Annotated in this window: 16 protein-coding genes and 3 pseudogenes; 11 read left to right on the top strand and 8 right to left on the bottom strand. The window is 48.9% G+C overall.

All coding sequences use genetic code 11. The features are described from left to right. On the bottom strand, positions 1 to 1137 hold the full coding sequence (locus NJU76_RS23010) for a glycosyltransferase family 4 protein (RefSeq protein WP_254532785.1): 1137 nt from the start codon (positions 1135 to 1137) through the stop codon (positions 1 to 3). 104 nt (positions 1138 to 1241) lie between these two features. Between NJU76_RS23010 and NJU76_RS23005 the strand changes: the two genes are divergently transcribed. Together NJU76_RS23005 and NJU76_RS23000 are read left to right on the top strand one after the other, a co-directional pair. Further along, positions 1242 to 2522: a sulfatase gene (locus tag NJU76_RS23005; RefSeq protein ID WP_254532784.1), complete on the top strand. Its 1281-nt coding sequence runs from the start codon at positions 1242 to 1244 to the stop codon at positions 2520 to 2522. Further along, positions 2522 to 3592 (top strand): glycosyltransferase family 4 protein, encoded by a 1071-nt coding sequence (locus NJU76_RS23000; RefSeq protein ID WP_254532783.1) that lies wholly within the window; start codon positions 2522 to 2524, stop codon positions 3590 to 3592. The genes NJU76_RS23005 and NJU76_RS23000 overlap by 1 nt, the downstream gene beginning before the upstream one ends. On the opposite strand, the gene NJU76_RS22995 is transcribed toward NJU76_RS23000, so the two are convergent. Together NJU76_RS22995 and NJU76_RS22990 are read right to left on the bottom strand one after the other, a co-directional pair. Further along, positions 3582 to 5075 (bottom strand): hypothetical protein, encoded by a 1494-nt coding sequence (locus tag NJU76_RS22995; RefSeq protein WP_254532782.1) that lies wholly within the window; start codon positions 5073 to 5075, stop codon positions 3582 to 3584. The genes NJU76_RS23000 and NJU76_RS22995 overlap by 11 nt on opposite strands. Before the next feature lie 87 nt (positions 5076 to 5162). Further along, entirely contained in the window at positions 5163 to 5864 is a 702-nt protein-coding gene (locus tag NJU76_RS22990; protein WP_254532781.1) for a glycosyltransferase family 2 protein, read from the bottom strand. A 97-nt stretch (positions 5865 to 5961) separates the two neighbouring features. Here NJU76_RS22990 and NJU76_RS22985 point away from each other — a divergent pair, with 97 nt between their 5' ends. The 5 genes and pseudogenes from NJU76_RS22985 to NJU76_RS22965 form a co-directional block, all read left to right on the top strand. Continuing rightward, the gene (locus NJU76_RS22985) at positions 5962 to 7278 is read left to right on the top strand and encodes a sulfatase-like hydrolase/transferase (RefSeq protein WP_254532780.1); all 1317 of its coding nucleotides are present in this window, start codon (positions 5962 to 5964) and stop codon (positions 7276 to 7278) included. A gap of 2 nt (positions 7279 to 7280) precedes the next feature. Continuing rightward, positions 7281 to 8792, top strand: a complete 1512-nt coding sequence (locus tag NJU76_RS22980; protein ID WP_254532779.1) for a flippase — start codon at positions 7281 to 7283, stop codon at positions 8790 to 8792. Positions 8793 to 8987: 195 nt separating this feature from the next. Beyond that, positions 8988 to 9548 (top strand): annotated as a pseudogene (locus NJU76_RS22975) (UDP binding domain-containing protein); the annotation flags it as partial. Positions 9549 to 9656: 108 nt separating this feature from the next. Beyond that, entirely contained in the window at positions 9657 to 10604 is a 948-nt protein-coding gene (locus tag NJU76_RS22970) for an NAD-dependent epimerase/dehydratase family protein (RefSeq protein ID WP_254532778.1), read from the top strand. Positions 10605 to 10681: 77 nt separating this feature from the next. Continuing rightward, positions 10682 to 11163 (top strand): annotated as a pseudogene (locus NJU76_RS22965) (transposase); the annotation flags it as partial. Positions 11164 to 11195: 32 nt separating this feature from the next. On the opposite strand, the gene NJU76_RS22960 reads toward NJU76_RS22965, so the two are convergent. Further along, a complete protein-coding gene (locus NJU76_RS22960; protein ID WP_254532777.1) occupies positions 11196 to 11987 on the bottom strand; it encodes a hypothetical protein in 792 nt (263 codons plus the stop codon). A gap of 151 nt (positions 11988 to 12138) precedes the next feature. Between NJU76_RS22960 and NJU76_RS26660 the strand changes: the two genes are divergently transcribed. From NJU76_RS26660 to NJU76_RS22950, 4 genes and pseudogenes are all read left to right on the top strand, one after another. Continuing rightward, the gene (locus NJU76_RS26660) at positions 12139 to 12267 is read left to right on the top strand and encodes a hypothetical protein (protein ID WP_256566895.1); all 129 of its coding nucleotides are present in this window, start codon (positions 12139 to 12141) and stop codon (positions 12265 to 12267) included. Beyond that, complete coding sequence (locus NJU76_RS26655; RefSeq protein WP_256566892.1) at positions 12260 to 12394, top strand: hypothetical protein; 135 nt, start codon at positions 12260 to 12262, stop codon at positions 12392 to 12394. Before NJU76_RS26660 ends, NJU76_RS26655 begins: the two co-directional genes overlap by 8 nt. An 11-nt stretch (positions 12395 to 12405) precedes the next feature. After that, complete coding sequence (locus tag NJU76_RS22955; RefSeq protein WP_256566890.1) at positions 12406 to 13026, top strand: DUF6338 family protein; 621 nt, start codon at positions 12406 to 12408, stop codon at positions 13024 to 13026. Between the two features lie 166 nt (positions 13027 to 13192). Further along, positions 13193 to 13345: pseudogene (locus tag NJU76_RS22950) on the top strand (NAD-dependent epimerase/dehydratase family protein); the annotation flags it as partial. Between the two features lie 134 nt (positions 13346 to 13479). Here NJU76_RS22950 and NJU76_RS22945 read toward each other — a convergent pair. The 4 genes from NJU76_RS22945 to NJU76_RS22930 form a co-directional block, all read right to left on the bottom strand. Beyond that, a complete protein-coding gene (locus tag NJU76_RS22945; RefSeq protein WP_254532775.1) occupies positions 13480 to 13902 on the bottom strand; it encodes a HalOD1 output domain-containing protein in 423 nt (140 codons plus the stop codon). Positions 13903 to 13930: 28 nt separating this feature from the next. Next, complete coding sequence (locus NJU76_RS22940; RefSeq protein ID WP_254532774.1) at positions 13931 to 14383, bottom strand: DUF7344 domain-containing protein; 453 nt, start codon at positions 14381 to 14383, stop codon at positions 13931 to 13933. Positions 14384 to 14813: 430 nt separating this feature from the next. After that, the gene (locus NJU76_RS22935; protein ID WP_254532773.1) at positions 14814 to 15176 is read right to left on the bottom strand and encodes a DUF7344 domain-containing protein; all 363 of its coding nucleotides are present in this window, start codon (positions 15174 to 15176) and stop codon (positions 14814 to 14816) included. 163 nt (positions 15177 to 15339) lie between these two features. Next, positions 15340 to 15861, bottom strand: a complete 522-nt coding sequence (locus NJU76_RS22930) for an Lrp/AsnC family transcriptional regulator (RefSeq protein WP_254532772.1) — start codon at positions 15859 to 15861, stop codon at positions 15340 to 15342. Positions 15862 to 15888 lie beyond the last annotated feature (27 nt).

Raw genomic sequence — 15888 nt, 5'->3', positions numbered from 1 at the left:
TCACCACTCCTCAGTGATTGCGGCCGTGTACGCTTCAAGCGCCTCCTCAGCCACATGGTCCCAATCAAACGCTTTCGCACGCCTCTGCGGATTTATCGGTGATCGATCGTCACCCAACGTCCGCTCTAGCACAGCGGCAACATCTGCAACTGTCGGCTCTGCGAGGAATCCTCCATCACCGATCACTTCGTCCGCGGCAGAGTCCGGATGATCGGCGCCGATAACGGTACAGTCTGCTGCCATCGCCTCAGCATACGTGAGACCAAACCCCTCCCTCGTACTCGGGGACGCAAAGACGTCGGCTGCGCGCATGTGTGCGAGAACGTCTTCATACTCTTCAAGGAACCCCATGAACGTAATCCGATCAGCGTTCTCTAAGCCTCTTGCTTGCACTTCGAGTTCACCGCGCTTCGGCCCGTCACCAATAATTCCCAGTGAGACATCAGCCGACGCAACGCGGTCAAACGCTTCCAACAAGATATCCACTCGCTTATCCTCGATCAACCGCCCTGCAAAGAGTACATCGAAGCCTTGGTCTGCTGGAGCCGTGTTCCGGATCTGCTCGTAGTCGATTCCGTTCGGAACTGTTCGAATACGGTCACGATCCGGCCCGATACGAGCGAGTCGTCCCGCCGTTACCTCTGATACCGCGATCGGATACTGGGGGACATGTGCTGTGAGATATTCAGTAAGCTTCCCGAACGGGGCAAGATATCCCAGGTAGTCCTCCCAGTACGATGTCCAGACTTCATGCCACGTTACAATAATCGGTGTGTCTGAACCGAGTGTCGAGAGCTCTGTTGCGAGTACGGGGAAGTACGGGAAGACGCTCGCGATGACGACATCATGCTCATCCAGATGGCGTCGCAACGGGACAATGACATCCTTCGCGAATTCTAAGGCCTCTGTGATTGAACGCTGTCCATTCTCACCGGTGTAAAGTTCGCGCTCTGGACTGACCGCCCGGAGCGTCATGCCCTTGAACGGCATCTCCTTTGGTCCATCCCAGAAGTGCCGGCCGTAGATAGTGATATCGTGGCCGTCGTCGGCGAGGCGGGTGCCGATCTCGTGGATGCGCTTTTCGGCACCGCCCGTGACGAAGGGGTAGACGACGTTGGAGACGAACGCGATATCCATCGACTACACGTTGCCGAACGGCTACTAATGTCCTTACGGTACGGCGCCGAGCTTTTGTCTCCAAGTCTAAAATTATAACTCCCCCTAACCAGTTTTCACGAGCAATGAGTGTTGAGCCGGATAACGTGATCTTGCTTTCGGCGGATGCCCTCCGAGCGGATCACCTCTCTTGTTATGGCTATCACCGGGAAACCTCGCCTGTATTGGACGACCTCACCGACGAGTCGATTCGATTTACGAACGCGTACAGTGCGAGTTCGCATACGCGCGAGGCGGTCCCGGCGCTCCTGACGGGCGAGTATCCCGACGTCGCTATCGATGCCAACTATCGACTTGCGACGGAGACAATCGCTTCCCGACTCTCGGAAGCCGGGTTCGAGACGGCTGGCTTTCACTCGAATCCGTTCGTCTCGAGGGCCTACGGCTTCGACCAGGGGTTCGACGAGTTCGACGACGATCTCCACTTCGGCCAGCACAAGCTCATCGCGCTGGCCCAGCGAGCACTAGATAAGTTGCGGAATCGCCACTACGCGCGTGCCGAAGAGATCAACGACCGGGCGCTCTCCTGGCTGGACTCGTTGGATCCCGATGACTCGTTCTTCCTCTGGAACCACTACATGGACACGCACGGTCCGTACGAACCGCCCGGCGAGTACCAACAGCTGTATCACGACGAGACGGTTTCGGACAGCACGGCCCAATCGCTCTACCAGCGCGCGATAAAGGATCCTGAGTCGATCACTGATGAGGAGCAACAACTACTGATCGATCTCTACGACGCCGAGATCAGGTACAACGACGAGCGGATCGGAGAGTTCCTCAAGGCATTGCGAGAGCGAGGCTTGCTCGAGACCTCGTTGCTAATCGTCACGGCCGACCACGGCGATGCGTTCGGCGAGCATGGCCACTACGAGCATCCGCGGTACCTACACGACGAGATTACCCGCGTGCCACTATTGGTTCGGCCACCCGGCGGTGCAAATGGCCAAGAGGTGTCGACACCCACGAGTACGCTGGATGTTTCTGCGACGTTCGAGGACGTAGTCGGTATTAGTGGTGAGAGTGAAGGCCAATCGCTACTTGAGTTATCTGCGGCGAACGATGCGGATGATCGAATAGTGTTCCTTCAGGCTCGCGGTGAAGACGAACATAGTCACCTCCGGCGGTACGCACTCCGGACTTCGAGTGGAGCATGTTTCTGCGAACGCGATCGGGAAACTGGAGCTCTTGAGTTTACATCATGTGCGAGTCAATCGCTTCGGGAGGATCTCGAGGCACACATCGATGTGAGGGTTCGGCGGGAGAACGGTGAAGCAGACACCGATGACGGAGAGGTTGACGAGGAAATCGAACGACGACTGACTGCGCTGGGGTATAAAGGATAATGAAGATAGGTATTAATGCACGCACCTTCGCTGTAGATGAGCCAGGTGGCGCAGTACAGTCCGCTATGCAGTTAACTTCAGAACTTGTAGAAAATACAGACCATGAAGTGGTTCTCTTTGGATCTCCGTCACTTTCTAATAAATTTGATGCTGAAATTTCATCATCAAAGTATAGTGATAACCAAATATGGGGGATAATATGGGAGCGTACAATCCTTCCAAAGCTTGCAGTCAAGGAAGATGTAGACATATTATACTGTCCAAACGGGAATGCGCCTCTCCATAAATTTTCAATACCGGTTATAATGTGTATCCATGATGTGAATGCACAGAAGGGAATGTCAAGCGGTATCCACCAACTCTATCGGAAGACTGCTGTTCCTTTAGGTGTTCGGAACTCTAATACTATCGTTACTGTTTCTGAATTTTCAAAAAGAGAGATAGTGAATCACTTTTCCATCTCTTCTGAGAAGGTTGATGTAGTATATAATGGCATTGATAATTTTTACCTGAAGACAAGTGGTAGTGAATCAATGGGGCTTCCTGACAAGTATATCCTCTATGTCGGCGCAATGAATCCAAGAAAAAACGTCAACCAACTCGTTAAAGCGTACGACGAAATTCGAGATACAATCTCACACAAACTTGTTCTAATCGGTCCAGAAAACAAATCTATTCATAAGAAGGTCGATACTGATTCATTCTCTGAGGATATTGTCACACCTGGCTTTATTCCACAACCCCAGCTGAAATACGCATACGAGAACGCAGATGCGTTTGTTTATCCATCTTTATACGAAGGGTTTGGCCTTCCTCCGTTAGAGGCAATGGCCTGTGGAACCCCAGTAGTTGTTTCTAATAAAACATCTCTTCCCGAGGTAATAGGTGATTCAGCAATGCTGGTTGATCCTAATGATACTAATGATATCGCTGAAAGTATCTATCGGGTACTAAATAGTGAAGATGTTAGAAATGTTCTATCAAAAAAGGGAGTGGAGCATGCTCAAAAATTCACGTGGGAACGATCACGTAATCAACTTCTCAAAATCATCAAAAAGGCTACTGATTGAACCATAGATAGTGGTATCTCCCGTTGGAATAGACCAAATTAGAGGTTTCTAGACGTGTTTGATATTGCTGCTTTGGCATAGGTTTATGAGGTAGTTGATTTGCAAATAGTCCATCTCTATACATACTCTGACTCAAAAGAACACCAGTTGCATTTTTGGATTGTACATGGCCTTGAAAGTCGGATTCTGGCGCATAGAAAAGATTCCGAGTACCACTATACTGATCTGGGTGGTCCACCATCAAATAGCCTTTTCCCGCGACTGGAGCACCCGTCTTGACATCTGAAAGGATCGTTCCCTGAAAATGGGTTCCCCCCCACTGACCAATTTCTTCTGATCCTGCTCCATACGTCTGAATCTTAGCACGCTGATCAATCGACTGTAGATAGAAACTTCCTCCAACTGTTGAAAAAAGTAGGACTACAGCGACAATTACGGCAATATTTGACTGTTCTATCTTGGAGAGTGTAAACATCACTCCAATTATTATGACCGGAATAGAGAGCTGGAAGGGTCTCCCGACGAGAAATGATTCACCACTTGCCATATAGAGAAGCGCTACACCAAGAATCGAAATACCCCAAATGATAGCAATTCTTTCAGATGGTGTCGGATAATCTCGATCTGAAAGTATGCGTTTGAACGCTATTAGGCCCCCAACTGCACCCATTGGTAGTAATGCTATTAAAGAAATTAAGCTATAGTAGCTCGGCTGAAATACAGTCGGATATGTACCCGTTTGGCCACTTGTTGGTGAAGATAGACTTAGCGTGAGTAATCTGCTAATGCCAACACTGATATAATGTAGATATGATGAGAGCGGTATTTCAAATATCAAAAGGAAAAAGCTACCAGATATAATACTTGGAATTAATATACCTGGCGAAGGTTTTTTCCCCGATAGATAGAGAATGAAGGGAAGAAGCAACGTTAAAACTCCTACTAGAGCAAAGTTAGGAGGATACCAGTAAAAGAGAACGGCCAAAAATATAGATATACTAATATATCCACCAAATTTCGCTTTTCTACCCTTGTCTAAGATATATATTAGAGTTATTACCGACATTAGGATGATTACATTACTAAATATAGTTACATTTTGAGTGTAAATCACAGGGACGTATGGAGAAAGAGACCCAATTCCTCCAATTAGGAGCGAGAGCCGCTGGTCAGATATTATCCGTCTGGCAATAATAAAGAACCCAAACCATACTCCAAGAAAAGCTGGGAATGTAATATAGAATATATTTGGCGAAATGCCAGTAATTAATGAATATTCGGCAATTAGAATTGAGAGAATGGGAAGGTTCTTCCTTGAAATAATCTTTCCCCAATTTTCCTGCTTTAGATCTGAACCAGCCAGTTGTGAGACATGCTCAGGAGTTATGTGCCCATTCTGTAAAATTTCAGCCACTACATATTCATCAGCGTAGAAGAACACATCTCGATAAAATCCTGTCTCAAGACCGATTGTAATAGACACAAACGGAAGCACAAAAGTGAATAATATGGAAATAGATATGACCCATTTTCTGATTTCCTTTATTGCTGACTGCTTCGAGATAGTAAATCACCCATCTTCATACCTTATTTTATTAATTCTATTTATAACCCCATACTTTTGCAATTTTCGATAACTAATGCTGAGTAGAGAATTGTTAATAATTTCATTATATCGGATAGGATATTCTTCTTTTAATCGTTTCTCGTTGCTCTCAATCAGCGTTGCTCGTGGTCGGGTTGGATGGACAATATGTGCGTCAGTAGAGAATACACACTTTCCTTTAGAATCCCTTTCCATTCTCCAGCCAAATTCAGTATCATCTCTCCAACCATCAAATTCACTTCTAAAACCACCAATATCTATAGCTTCGCTTGTTCTAACTGCTAGATTACATCCAACATATTTTCTCCTACCCTGATAATTAATTCCACCCTCGACTGAACCTTCTACACATACCACCTGCTCATCAAATTGAGACTGTATTGATTTTAACCAGTTATCAGTTGGGATACAATCGTCATCAGTATAGGCTACAATATCTGCTGAGGCATGATGGAGTCCAGCATTTCTCGCTTCACATAGATCCACCTTTGCATCATTAACCGCAAATGCCTCAAATTCACCATCGAAATCCTGGTTTACAATATGCTTACAAACTTGTTCATGACTACTACTTGGGATAGTGGGGACAACAACAGTAATATCTGGATTAGAACTACTTCGGAAATAATCAACATTTACGGTTTCAAACATATCTTCGCCATTCATAACCTATCCTAATTGTCATCAACACTATCATTATAAAGCTTCCGGTGTTCTATCAAAACCGCCATATATATGAAACAGATATAGAATACTATATAATATGACTAACATCGCGACCGTGGTTCTTGATACATTAAGATACGATAATTATAATACTCATTTTGATTGGATTAGTGGGAAAAAATTCACAGAAGCCTATTCAACATCTCACTGGACAATACCAGCACATGTGTCTCTCTATACGGGATATTATCCTAGCGAAATAGGCATCCACGGTAAAAGTATGACACTAGATTTTGATGATGAGGTATTACCCGAATTATTCGAGTCAGAAGGCTACACCACGCGACTTCTAACAGCTAATCCACAAATTCATATGTGGGACGGGTGGAAACGCGGTTATGAAATATCAGTCGGTCCAACTAATCTCGATCCCTCCGATGACAAATTAGTAGATTGGAACGAATTTTATTCGAAGCAGTATGATTCCACTATAAAAAAATATATCCAAGCAGTCCTTTATTGTATTGAGTCAGATAGCCCTACAATAAAATCAATGATTAAAGGGGTAAAAAATAACAACCAGCCTGCAAATAATGGAATTGAATCAATCATCGATCGAGTGAGAAATATTGAGTTCGGACATAAAGAGTTCCTCTTTCTCAATATCATGGATACACATACTCCCTATAACCCTCCAAAGGAATATACAGATGTCCAAACGCCGGTAGATATCGTCGCTGGGGATGCATTTGCAGGGAGCGTTGAAAATCCGGAAGAGATCCGTCAAGTATACGATGACTCGGTTCGTTATCTCTCCGATCGGTACAGAGAACTATATAATGAACTTCGATCCGATTTCGACTATATTATTACCCTCTCTGACCACGGGGAGATGCTCGGTGAACATGGAATGTGGAATCACAGTTATGGCCTTTATCCAGAACTCGTCCATATCCCGCTGGTGATCAGCGGAGATGATATCAAAGATGGCACTGACGACACCGTTGTAAGTATCCTTGACGTTCACAAGACGATCTGCGAACTCGCTGGAATTGATGCCGAATCACGCGGCCAAAACCTGCTTGGAGAATTTGAACCCGAGAGTCGACTCTTTGAGTATCATGGATTTCTTCACTGGCACCAAGATCAGTTTGAGCGAAAGGGTGTTGATGAGGAGGTCTATGAAAAACGTGATAGAGCGTTGGATGGGTTTGTCTCCCCATCGTCAGACTATGTGTATCAAACACATGATGATGGTTTGAGAATTTCTGGATCGGTCACGCCTATGGAAGCGAACGACCAACTAGCAAAGTTGATTGGGAGTATAGATCGAAAGAATATCGAATCCAAACAGGAACCAAGTGGAGTTTCAGATGAGGTCCGTGAACAGTTAGAGGATCTCGGCTACGCGTAATCATGCCTGATGCCGACGATATAGAAACTCTCCTCTCGAGTGCGACACTCATACTCATCGGCACCGTCCTGAGCTCTGTCTCTGGTCTAATAGAAAGAGTCATCATTGGACGTGTTCTCGGCCCCTCGAAGTACGGTGTAGTAAGTATCAGTCTTGCTATCGTTACGCTCGCAGCGACTGCTTCGATGTTCGGGCTAACCCAAGGCGTCCCTCGGTATATGTCCCGCTTTGATGCAACAGCAAAACGACGAGGAGTCTGGACTAGTGGAATGGTGATTGCGGGTGTGCTCTCGATTACGGTTACCACTGGTCTGTTCTTCTTTGCAGAAGAGTTGTCTATTCGTCTTCTTGGGAGTAGAGAATACACGACGGTACTCCAGATCTTTTTATTTACTATCCCCCTTTTGACAGCTTTGAAGATGACTGTTGGTGGAATTCGAGGTGAGGAGAACACCATCTATCGTACGTATTCCCATGATCTGTTCTATCCACTCTCGCGTATCGGCCTACTAGGTGTTCTTCTCCTGAGTGGCGTAGGACTGGTTGCACCTTCAATCGCTTATTTTGGTGGCGCACTGATTGCTACTGTAGCTGCTCTTTATCTCTTGAACCGACTTTTCTCAATCAGAGGTGCTCTCGATTGGCAATTTCGAGAACTTGTCTTCTTCTCTGCCCCTCTTATTGTCTCTATGGTTATGTCTATTCTACTTACTCGGACAGATACGATCATGATTGGATACTTTCGCACTTCTACGGAAGCAGGACTCTACAGTGCAGCATATCCGATCGCGGCAGGACTCCAATTAGTATTGACTTCTTTTGGGTTTCTCTACTTACCTCTCGCATCACGCCTGGATGCAGAAGATAGCCGAGATGAGACTGAAGCAGTATACGAACTAACGACGAAGTGGATATACATAATGACGTTTCCTGCATTTGCAATATTTCTACTATTCCCAGGCCAAATTCTTGCCTTCTTTTGGGGATCTGATTACACACAAGCTGGTTTATCGTTATCAATTCTCTCGTTAGGCTTCTTCAGCAGTGCTGCTGCTGGGAGAAACCGAGAAACAATCTCGGCGTTCGGTTATACGAGATATGTTATGTATTCAAATATACTCGCGTTCGTTGTCAATTTATGTCTAAACATTTACTTGATTCCTGCATACGGATACACTGGCGCTGCTATATCGTCAGCACTTTCATTCCTCATGTTAAACCTATTCGTATATTTTGTTCTTGATAGAAAATTTGAAATCACACCCTTCTCGAAATATTCTGCAAGAATTTTCTTAGGACTTCCAATGATGATTTTGCCTCCAGTCGCATTTGTAAGCCAGACGATCCAATTATCCGGACTACTTGTCATACTGCTACTTCCTTTTTTAGGGATTATTTCACTTGTTACTGTTATGGCTATAGGTGGTCTTCAACCAGAAGACGAGATAGCCCTTTCACTTATTGAAGAAAGACTTCCTGTTAAGATCCCATATATAAGAAATTGGATCTCATAAGGGAATTCAGCGTGTCATAGAATACGTCTCATCCCCTTTACCTCGCGATTATACAGCTTCCAATTCGCGTGCAACCCTCTGTGATTCGGCAGTCATGGGTGTTGCTCGACATCGAGACCGTGAATACTGCTTCTCGGGAACCATTGTATGACACGCTCGAATTTCTAAAAACGCCTTCCAAACGATATGACAATAGAGGCGATCGGCCTCGACGACCGCATTGCCGAGCAGTTCCTTCGCAGCGGCGTCGGTTGGGGCGGCTCGTGTTTCCCGAAGGACGTCGCCGCCATCCGGGCCGCCGCCCGCGAAGAGGGCTACGAGCCAGCCGTCCTCGAGGCCGCCGTCGCGGTGAACGAACGCCAGCCCGAGCGACTGGTCGACCTCCTCGCGACGCACGTCGACCTCGAGGGTGCGCGGATCGCGGTACTCGGCCTCGCGTTCAAACCACAGACGGACGATATCCGGAACTCCCGAGCGATTCCCGTGATCGAACGCCTCCAGGACCGCGGTGCCGAGATCGTCGCGTACGATCCGGTTGCAGTCGAGCCGATGCAGGAGCGGTTCCCCGAACTCGAATACACTGCGAGTGCCGCGGATGCACTGGACGGCAGCGATGGGGCGGTCGTCGTCACCGATTGGGACGAGTTTGCGGCCCTCGACGAGGCGTTCGAAACGATGTCAAACCTGGTGGTCGTCGACGGTCGGCGCATCGTCGAACGACGTGAGGGGATCACCTATGAAGGCTTGACCTGGTGAGTCTAGATCCTGAGGCCAACTAGGCCCCATTGTCTGCCAGGCTAGGAGAGTAGAAAACCGCAAAAAAAGTCCGTGAAGTTATCACGATTGGATCACAAAGCCGACCTCATGAACGACACACGCGTGCTCGTGACCGGCGGTGCCGGCTTCATCGGCTCGAATCTCGCAAACCACCTCGCCGAAGATAACGACGTGATCGTGATCGACGATGAGTATCTCGGCACACCAGCGAACCTCGAGGACGACGTTGAGTTCCACTCGCGCAGCGTGCTCGAGGACGACCTCCCAACGGACGTCGATGTCGTCTTCCACCTGGCAGCCCTCTCCTCCTATGCGATGCACGAGGACGACCCTACACGTGGTGCTCGAGTCAACGTCGAGGGATTCGTCAACGTCGTCGAACAAGCCCGAAAAGACGGCTGCGACACGGTCGTCTATGCGTCGACGTCCTCGATCTATGGCAGTCGAACGGAACCCTCGCCGGTCGAGATGGACGTCAGCGTCAACACGGGGTACGAAGCCTCGAAACTGGCTCGCGAACGCTATGGTGAGTACTTCGCGAACCACTACGACATGAATGTGGCCGGCATGCGGTTTTTCTCGGTCTACCAGGGCTACGGCGGCGCCGAAGAACACAAAGGCGAGTACGCCAACGTGATCGCGCAGTTCGCCGACGACATCGCCAACGGCGACGCACCGGTACTCTACGGCGATGGCACGCAGACGCGGGACTTCACCCACGTTGACGATATCGTCCGCGGACTCGAGCGTGCCGCCGACAACGAGCTCACCGGCATCTATAATTTGGGCACCGGTGATGCCTACAGCTTCAATACAGTCGTGGACATGCTCAACGAGGAACTGGGGGCCGACATCGAACCCGAGTATGTCGAGAATCCGATTCCCGACTCGGTATACGTACACGACACCTGCGCCGATTCGTCGGCGATGCGTGAGGCGACTGGGTGGGAACCCGAGATCGACTTCGAAGAGGGAATCCAGCGGGTCTGTGCACAGTACACCGACGCCGACGCAGCGGCCTCGAGCCACCAGTAGGCTGGGCAGTTCTTCGTCGTTCTCTTCTCCTTCGAGGCATAATTGGTTGAGCCATTGCACAGTTTCTCATCAACCAAGGGTCAAAGATCCCGATTGCAGCAGAGTTCATACAGGCCAAACAAGCATCCTATCCCAAGAGACGGCGATGCGCGTCACGCATGACGCGCTCGCCGTCGAAACACCGATCTGGATGCTCGGAGACAGTGTCTACGATATCCTCAACTGGCACGATCACCTGCTGGCTGTAGGGGTTGTGCCGATCGCTCTGTACAACCCGCGAAACACTGACGAACCGCTCGATATCGAGTACAGGGTCGAAGCCAGTATCAAGGAACACAGCAAGAACGTTCAGCTCAGGCAATCCATCTTGAACGAGACATACAACCGCCAGACAGAAATCGAACGAACTAACGACGCGGTCAAGGATTGCGGCCTCGGACAAGTCCGCGCTCGAGGCCGCGTACACGCACAACTAGAAGCATTCCTTGCGCTGTGTCTCCGAATTATCGTTGCAATCATCAATTTCGAGCGGGGAGATGTTCCGGGCCATGAGAATCTCAAGTATGAGATGAATTCTATGGCACACTCTACCTACTGGGTATTCACTTGTGTATCAACATCATCTATGTTCTCAACTCGCTGTGTTCTTTTCAAATCGGGAGACCACCACAAGTATGCTTTTAGTTGTCGCCAGACAGTCGGATATGCTCTGGTGGCAGCGAGTTCACCGTCTTCCATCTCGATCGTGATTTGCCCCTGTCGAAGGCCATGTGTTCGGCACGCTATCGTGTATTTAATTTCGTGGGTCTGCTCTGAACTGAAGATAGCTTTTCCATAGTACAATTTGTGGATATCTCGCTCATATACTACGTTCTCGAAGAATATATCATGGCGTCTACCGCCCCCCATGAATCCGATTCTTCTCCCGCTTCGGGAATCCATCGTAGTAGTGTTGATTTCATAACTTTCGGATGGATGTTCAGTTGTATCTAAATCTGTCTCAAATTTGAATGCATCAAGGGCAAAAGTCAATTGTACGTCTTCGGCGTAGCGGTTGCCGGCATTAACTAAATATATAGATATATTGGCGGTGTATCCATCACCCTCTTGCCGTTTTAAGTATGTTCCGTTATTTAGGTCAACATCCAGAAACAGCTCTGGTCGTAGATAGACAAATCGGTAGAGTGAGAGTAAGAGAGCACCAATAGCGGCAAGAACACCCACTTCCCTACTAAATAGTTTACTCCCGGCCGGCTGAAGAATTCCTGTGATCGAGAAGTAGGTTGTGACGTGAGAGAGTAGTCCGATACCAATAGCAAATCCAATCAACCCGGACCATCTGTTGATGAGAAGACTTTTGAGGAACTTGGTTGGGGAGTGCATGGTTGCACGTCAAATCCGAATCTAATCAAATCTTCGTAATATAGGGCGAATACACCGCCTCAATTTATCAGAGGTTCGTTCGGCGAGTGAGGTGTATTCAAAATCTATTAGAAGGGAAAATAATATGATTCATTGATCAGAAAGGGTTGATATGGCTGACAAAGAAAATGGCGCTGACTCCGATAACACTGATAGCTCATTAGTAACAAACGAGAAAGCTCGTGTTGCAGAGACTTCGGATGAAGACCCTCGCGACGCCCAAGGTGAAGAAGATGAGTGAAGAAGAGAAGACCGAGAGACAAGATGGAGAAGCAGAAGCCCTTGAAAAAGCTCTTGTTTCTGAAACATCGGAGCAAGACCCTCGTGAGGACACCTCCGAAAGCTCTGAAAGTACCGACGAAAATTAGGCAAGGCAGTCATGCCTATATCTCTTCCGTCATTTAGTCTGATATACTCACTTTTAATCCTCCTTCCAGGATTTTTGACTTATAAGATTGCACGGAGAATTGGCAAAGTTACTGTACAAATAGATAGATTTGATAAGATAATTTATACTGTGATTGGAAGTGGGACTTCATTTTCAATCATACTCATAGTTTATTCGCACTTCACCTCTTTCAATCCAACCCATATTCAAAACATGGAATTTTCCATTGAGGAGATGGGACTTGGCTATCTTCTTATGCTTCTTGTGTCACTTTTGATTGGTGTCTTTATAGGACTATTGATTGACAAGTGGCTTAATTCGGGGGTTGATATTCGAAATGAATCCACTTGGCAAATTATCTCCGATGGTCGCCAAGAGCCTGCCAAAGTTCGAGCTATAATGAATAATGGAAACGAAGTTTGGGGGGAAATTCAGGTTAGCGATTCTGAGCCACATGGTCAGGACTTATTCTTAAAATATCCCGAAAAGGTTGTACGAGCCAATGATGGTACAATTAAGAATACGGTCCCAATTGGCGAATACGCTTTTCTCTCACAGGGTGACATATCACACATCTATTTTGAATCTGAAGTTTCTGTGCGTCCTGTATAAACTCACAGGTCATTCGGTCTCGGTAGGTCTTGTGACAGTCCGATGACTATCATACTCTGCTACAAGAAGATACTTGAATCGGTACTGTCTCGGTAGCCACCGTATTCAAAAACTCGTCTACCGAAGCTACGTCTTGCAGGACTATGGTTGTGCTGGACACACTTTCCCGATTCCCGACTCGGTATACGTACACGACACCTGCGCCGATTCGTCGGCGACGCGTGAGGCGACCGGGTGGGAACCCGAGATTGACTTCGAAGAGGGGATCCGGCGGGTCTGTGCGCAGTACACCGACGCAGCAGCCTCGACCCCCCAGTAGGCTAAGTAGTTCGTCAACCGTGGACTTGCAGATTCGCACTCCACTACCTCACCTGTATCACAGTGGATAGTTCACTTGGCACGTACAAGATGGAGAGCGCGTATCTTGCACGATTAATCGATGCTGCGTCTGTCTTACTTCCCGTCAGCTGCTGAGTTCGCGGAGCGACTGGAGACTGTCACCCAACCGTCCGCCTCAACGCTTATTTTGTACCCGTTATACCGGAACTCGACTGTCGAATCCGTGCCGTTCCGGTTGGCCTTGGGGCGCCCGAACAAGGCATCTTCGATGCCTGCAATGTCCACCACTTCGTAGAGGGGCGGATTCTTAATCTCGGTGATGGGGATGTCATCGGCTTCCGCGATGGCACCAATGATCACTGTGGTCAAATCAAGGGGTTCGTCGGGGTCATAGTGGGCCTGCGCCATGAATGTCCAGCCTCCATGTGTTCTCTCCCGCCTTGGTGTGTCGAGCGTGTCGTCGTCGGGGGGGGGAGTCTCAGTGCGTTTCTCGGCGGTTTTGGTTGAGGGATTTGAATCCGATCGCTTCTTATCCATCAGTGGTCACTCCTGTTCGTAGTTACTCTTATTCGTAATCGCTCCGTGCGTGTGTTTCCTGTAACGCGTCGATACTCGCCCCGGCACCCTCAAGGGCCGCGAGCACTTGCGGGGCGTTTGTGTCCGCGACGACGATCTCCTCGCCGCCAGTCTCGTACTGGACGATGTCTAACTCGACCAACTTCGGGATATGGGCGTGGTAGAGCGAGACGTACATTTCGTCGCGAGTGAACCCGGCGACGTCTTCTTCGGGGATGTCCTGCTCCCAGGCGGCGAGTTTCGTCGCCAACTCCGTGAGCGACCAGCGAGTACTGGAGAGCAGCGAGTAGCAGACGTAGCGTCGTCTCGGATGGGCCAGTGCTTCGTAGACGAACTCTAGCTCCAAGACCTCTGCAGGCGGGGGATGGACATCCCGGATGTAGTCGTCGACGTTTCGTTGTAGGCCACGGTCACTGTCTGACTGCTCCGATTCGTCCACCATGCCGCCGTGTTAGTTACACACATGCTTAAATTCTACCACCACTTCCAAACGGGCTGATGGGTCTGGCTTTGATGATGGCTGTTCTCAGAAATGATCTGCATTGAACTGCTGCTTCGGAGAACCCGCGACCAGGAGCAGATAGGGTTGGTCGACCGGGAGCGCACTGCTGTAGACATCCTCTGTCTCTTGCACGCCGTCTCTGTCAGGAGTTAGTGATATCTATTTGTTGAGATAGTGATGAAATCGCAACCAGAGGTTTGAAGCTCCACTAAGCAGCCTGCTCCAGTAACCGTCTTTTCTGCAGCAACGGTCACACCTCGAGGACCTAGTTTGTCTCTCTGAGACACAACTTCTCTGGTCGAACGACGATTGAAAAACGGGATCCTGCTCGTCACTATGGTCGATCACACCACCCAGCTAGTGTCGGGATTTAGGGTTCTCTTGTGGACACATCCTCTCCGAATTCCGACCGGCGCGCCACATCGAGGAGGAATTGTAGTGCGTCTGTATCGTCGACTAATTCGATCTCCCCGGGATTGGCCTTGTAGGTGACGACACCATGCTCCGAGAGCATCGGAAGGTGGACGTGGTGCAGTTCCACGCCGACCGCATCGAGGGTGGCGTCATCGACCGCGTCCGGCGCAGTGTCGGTCTCCCAGCCCGCCACATGGGAGACGAGCGACTCGAACGAAACGGGTGGCTCCTGGCGAGTAAGGTAGTAGAGGGCGTACCGGCGACGGGTGTCAGCCAGTACGGTGAAGGCGTCGGTTATCTCGTTGGATGGTTCGACCATACAGGGCGAGAGATGGTACAATCGAATAAGTGTATCCTTACAAAAATCCTATATATTTGAATAATAAAACTCTATAGCCTATTCTAGTTCGATTTCAGAAGCTAAGAACGTCTTTTCCCGATTCTCGGCGCTGTTAATATTGAGTTTTTCAACCGGTATCGTACTAGCCTTGATTTGTTGAAGTCTCGTCGCTGGCCTGATCGTCGGGCGCGGAATCGACATCTTGGCGCGGATAGAAGTGGTTCCATGGCTGAACTTGCGTCTCGGAGATGATTTCGGAGGTGTTGATCTTCAGGCCGAGATCCGCTAGATCATTTCGTATCTCTTCGATTTCACCGACCGTACCGGCGACAATCTCGATGTGGAGATTTCGCTCCCCGCCGAGGAGCTCCCGAGCGGTCACGACCCCCCGCACTTCGAGCGATTCAGTGGCAATCGCGCTCAGGTCTTGCGGAGGGACCGTGCAAACGAACAGCACGTGGAGCGGGTACCCCGCTTTTTCGTAGTCAAGTTCGGGCTGGAAGCCCCGAATCACACCCCCCTGTTTGAGCTTGTCGAGTCGGTTCCGGACAGTCGTGGAGGTGACGCCCACCGACTCCCCGATCTCCGTGTCCGTCTGTCGGGCGTCCAACTGCAATTCGTGCAGAATATTGCGGTCGACTTCGTCGATCGGATTGTTGTCCATACGTATCATTCACCATGACAAGGGAAA

This window comes from Natrinema gelatinilyticum, assembly GCF_024266705.1.
Lineage (GTDB): Archaea > Halobacteriota > Halobacteria > Halobacteriales > Natrialbaceae > Natrinema > Natrinema gelatinilyticum.
The sequence above is the reverse complement of the archived record's forward strand: the minus strand, read 5'-3'. Positions and strand labels throughout refer to the sequence as shown.